Annotated in this window: 4 protein-coding genes and 1 pseudogene; 1 reads left to right on the top strand and 4 read right to left on the bottom strand. The window is 69.1% G+C overall.

Annotated elements, in window-relative coordinates; all coding sequences use genetic code 11:
- Positions 1-91: pseudogene (locus tag DBR34_RS23335) on the bottom strand (16S rRNA pseudouridine(516) synthase); the annotation flags it as partial.
- A gap of 23 nt (positions 92-114) precedes the next feature.
- Positions 115-1,236 (bottom strand): class I SAM-dependent methyltransferase, encoded by a 1,122-nt coding sequence (locus DBR34_RS15455; RefSeq protein WP_128097460.1) that lies wholly within the window; start codon positions 1,234-1,236, stop codon positions 115-117.
- 155 nt (positions 1,237-1,391) lie between these two features.
- Between DBR34_RS15455 and DBR34_RS15450 the strand changes: the two genes are divergently transcribed.
- Positions 1,392-1,655 (top strand): hypothetical protein, encoded by a 264-nt coding sequence (locus DBR34_RS15450; protein WP_038690707.1) that lies wholly within the window; start codon positions 1,392-1,394, stop codon positions 1,653-1,655.
- A gap of 123 nt (positions 1,656-1,778) precedes the next feature.
- Here DBR34_RS15450 and DBR34_RS15445 read toward each other — a convergent pair whose 3' ends face one another.
- Complete coding sequence (locus DBR34_RS15445) at positions 1,779-2,069, bottom strand: DUF3247 family protein (RefSeq protein WP_128097459.1); 291 nt, start codon at positions 2,067-2,069, stop codon at positions 1,779-1,781.
- A 29-nt stretch (positions 2,070-2,098) separates the two neighbouring features.
- Positions 2,099-4,069 carry an ATP-binding protein gene (locus tag DBR34_RS15440; protein ID WP_258223979.1) on the bottom strand — a complete coding sequence of 657 codons (1,971 nt, stop codon included), beginning with the start codon at positions 4,067-4,069 and terminating at the stop codon, positions 2,099-2,101.
- Positions 4,070-4,329 lie beyond the last annotated feature (260 nt).

Below are 4,329 nucleotides of genomic sequence, written 5' to 3'. Positions count from 1 at the left end.
CGTCATCGGCGTACAGCACTTCCCCGCCGGCATCGGTGATCAGGCCTTCGCGGAACATTCCCTGCACCTGCTTGCGGCTGCCATAGCCCAGGTTGGCCAGAAGCTTGACCAGCTTCACGCGCGGCCTCCGCGGCCCCACGACGGCTCACGTTCCCGGGGCGCCCGGACCGGCGTGGCGGTCTTGCTGGCCTTGGTGGCCTGGATCAGCTTGAAGCCGTCGCGCTCGGCGGCCACGCGGATCTGGCCGAAGCTCTCGTTGAGGATCTGCTCGTACGGCAGGTGACGGTTGGCCACCAGCCACATGCGGCCGCCCGGGCGCAGCGCCTGCGCGGCCACGGCGATGAAGCGCTGGCCGATGTCGGGGCGGTCGGCACGCGAGGGGGTGTGGAACGGCGGGTTGGTCACGATGAAGTCGTACTGCGCCTCGATCCCGGCGGTCACGTCCTGCCAGTGGTAAGCCAGTGCGGCCGGCGTGCCGAGCGCGTCCAGGTTGGTGCGGGCCAGCGCCAGCGCGCGGCCTTCGGCCTCATACAGGTCCAGCCCGGTCACGCCGGGGCAGCGTGCCAGCACTTCGGCCGACAGGTAGCCGAAACCGGCGCCCAGGTCGGCGCCGCGCCCGGCCAGGTCGGCCGGCAGCTGCTCCACCAGCAGCGCCGAGGCCGGGTCGATGCGGTCCCAGGCGAAGATGCCCGGGCGGCTCTGGAAGCGCCCGCCCAGAATCGCGCGCGGCGCGTCCAGCTTCGCCCAGCGCTGCGCCAGGGCCTCATCGTGCTGGCCGTTCAACGGTGCGGTCCAGTAGGCGCGGCAATGGTTCTTGGTGAGCTTGCCGCCCAGGCCGGTCAGCTGCTGCAGGTCGCCTTCGCCGGAGCGCGCGCCTTCGTTGTTGTGCTGGCAGGCCACCACCACCCCGCCCGGGGCGGCCAGGGCCACGGCGCGGGCGAACAGCGCCTTGGCTTCCTCGCGCTGGCGCGGCGGCAGCACCAGCACCACCGCGTAGCGGGTGCTGTCGGCGGCCAGCTGCTGCTCGTCGCGCACGGTCCAGCCGCTGGCTTCCAGTGCATCGGCGAACGGCCGGAAGCTCTGTTCGCAGACCAGCTGGGCCGGCTGGGCGTGCTCGCGCAGCGGCCAGCCATCGCGGGCGCGCAGGAACAGCACCGGGCCGGCGGGCCAGGACAGCACGCCACTGGCGAACGGCAGGAACAGGGTTTCCAGGGGAGCGTCGTGCTGGGCAGCCATCGAGAGGGGGCACATCTTGAAAAGAGACCGCCATTCTACCGGTTCGCCCGGATCGGCTCCGGCCGGGGCCGATTTGCGTTTATTCAACGCCATGTTGATGCCCCGGCAACATCCAAACCGTCAGGGTGGAGGCTCACTTGCGATGGAGATGGCTCATGCGTGCATTGTTTGTCGGTGGCGTAGTCGACAACAGCGAGATGGACATCGAGGGCGCCCAGCCCCCGGTGCATTACCCGCAGGATACCGGCGGCGGTCACTCGCGCTACCGCCTGCACCAGGTCGGCAAGCAGGCCGACGGCACGGTGGCGTACGCGGTGTATGGCGCGCCGGACATGGCCGACGACGAGGTCTCGCGGGTGGCCGATGAACGCGCCTACGCACGCCGTTTCGAGGCCGAGCCCGAGGTGTTCGTGCACTGAGGCGGGGTATGGGGCAGGCGCTGAGGTTCAGTGCCGGCCCTGCGTTTTCCGTTGCCGTGCGGGCGCTACCGCGCGCATGGCGATCGGTTCAACGTACCAGCGCCGGTCTGCCCGGCGCGGGGGTTACTCGACCGGCGGCAGCTGGCGGATGCTGGCGATCCGGTCGAGCCAGACCAGGTGCTGCTGCACCGGGGTGTCCAGGTCGTCGAGCCGCAGCTGGCCATTGCTGCCCTCGTTCTCGTCGGCGTCGCGGTACTGCTGCAGGGTGGGCTGCACCGTGACCGTGCCCAGCACGCGGGTGCCGTCGTCCAGGGTGATCTCGACGGGGGCCTGGCCGCGCAGCTGCGGCAGCAGGGCTTCCAGCGCCGCAATCCGGGCCGGGTCGGTGTGGATGGTCGGGGCGTAACGGGACATGGTGACTCCTGTGGGGAACGGGTGCGGGATTACCGGCGCTGCTCGGCCAGTACGCTGCGCACGGCCGACACCAGCTGGGCCACCGAATACGGCTTGGCCACATGCTCCTGGAACCCGGAGGCCAGTGCCCGCTTGCGGTCATCGGCACGGGCCAGCGCGGTCACCGCCACGGCGGGCAGCACCTGCGCTTCCACGCCGATGTCCTCGCGCAGGGTCCGCACCAGGCCGTAACCGTCCATGCCGGGCATGCCGATGTCGGTCAGCAGCACGTCGATGCCTTCATGCCCGCCGCGGTCCAGCAGGGCCAGCGCCTCGCCCGCCGATGCGGCTGCCGTGACTTCGGCGCCCTGCTCCTCCAACAGCCGGCGCAGGTACTCCAGAACTTCGGGCTGGTCTTCCACGGCCAGCAGGCGCAGGCCCTTGAGCGGGAAAGGCTCGATCACCTGTTCCCCGATCGGGCCACTGAACACCTCGCGCAGCGGGCGGCCGTCGGCCTGCGGCTGGTAGCGCGGCAGGCGCACGGTGAAGGTGGCGCCGTGGCCGGGACCATCGCTGGTGGCCGCCACAGTGCCGCCATGCAGTTCCACCAGCTGCTGCGCGATGGCCAGGCCCAGCCCGAGACCGCCATGGCGGCGGGTGGTGGTGCCATCGGCCTGGCGGAAGCGGCTGAACAGGTGGCGCAGGAATTCGGGGGCGATACCGTCGCCGGAGTCGGCCACGCTGATCGACCAGTGGCCGCCGTCGTTGGCCAGGGTGACGGCCACGGTGCCCTCGGCCGGCGTGAACTTGATTGCGTTGGACAGCAGGTTCCACAGCACCTGCTGCAGCCGGGTGGCGTCACCCAGCACCAGGGTGGGCTCGTCGGGCAGTGCCAGGGTCATGTGCAGGGCCTTGCCTTCGGCCACCAGCTCCTGCGCCCGCATGGCTTCGGTCAGCTGCGCGCGCAGGTCCAGCACTTCCACTTCCAGCTGCACCTTGCCCAGCAACATGCTGCTCAGGTCGAGCATGTCCGAGATCAGGCGCTTCTGCGCCATCGCGCTGTTGGCGATCACGCCCAGGCCCTTGTACAGCGGGCTGGTGGCGTCCACGCGCTGCAGCAGCAGTTCGCTCCAGCCCAGGATGGTGGTCAGCGGGGTGCGCAGTTCGTGCGACAGCGTGGCCAGGAACTCGTCCTTGAGCCGCGCCATGTTTTCGGCGGCACTGCGCGCGGCACGCTCGGACTGCAGCAGCTCTTCGCGCGCCATCTCGATTTCGCGGCGTTCGGTCACGTCCGGGCTGCTGCCGGCCAGGCCAATGAAGTGGCCCATGCGCGAGAACCGCGGCCGGGCATTCATTTCCAGCCAGCGCCACTGGCCATCGGCACGCAGGCCGCGCACCAGCGCATGCATCGACCGCTGCGCCTTCAGGGCTTCCTGCAGCTCGTAATCGAACACCGACGCATCATCGGGATGCACCAGGCCCCGCCAGACGTTCTCGGGCACGCGCTGTTCGTCGCCGCCGAAGAACTCGCTGAAGGCACTGTTGACGAAGCGCGCATGGCCCGCTTCGTCCAGCACCCACACCGGCATGGGCAGGCCATCGGCGAGCGCGCTGAAACGCGCTTCGCTTTCGGCCAGTTCCACTTCGATCTGCTTGCGGCTGGTGACGTCGAAGAACACCACGGCGACCTGGTGGTCAGCCGGCTCGCCCACCCGCACCGCTTCCACCGAGTACCAGCGGCCCAGCGCACGCGCTTCCAGCTCGAACTGCTGGGATTGGCCGGTCTGGGCCACCTGGCCGTAGATGCGGAACCAGTCCGGCTCGTGGTCGGGCTGCAGCGTGGTCATGCGCTGCCCGCGCGCGTTGCGCAGCCCGGTGTTGCGCTCGAAGGCGTCGTTGACCTCAAGGAAGCGGTAATCCACCGCCTTGGTGCCTTCGAACAGCACCTCGATCACGCAGAAGCCGGCGTTCATCTGCTCCAGCACGCTCCGGTACATCCCGGCGTGGGACGCAACTGTCATGAAAGAAGGGCGTTCAAGAGTGGAAGTAGGCAGGCTGGGCAAGGGCGTCAAGGGGGCAACTGGCGAAACAGAGAGACACAGCATCTTCCAGAGGGCGTATTCGTAGCGTCAAGCGCCATGGGTGGGATTGACGTAATCGAAGACGTAGGTGAATTGGCGGCAACCGCCGCTGCGGCCGACGCAATTGGCGATTGTCCCACCGGGGGATCAGGATCACACTGAAAACCTGATCCCGTCTGTGATCGCGATCGAGGAGTCGT

Source organism: Stenotrophomonas sp. HMWF003 (genome assembly GCF_003061285.1).
Classification (GTDB): domain Bacteria; phylum Pseudomonadota; class Gammaproteobacteria; order Xanthomonadales; family Xanthomonadaceae; genus Stenotrophomonas; species Stenotrophomonas maltophilia_AP.
Note: the sequence above shows the minus strand (reverse complement) of the source record. Positions and strands in the feature narration are given on the sequence as shown.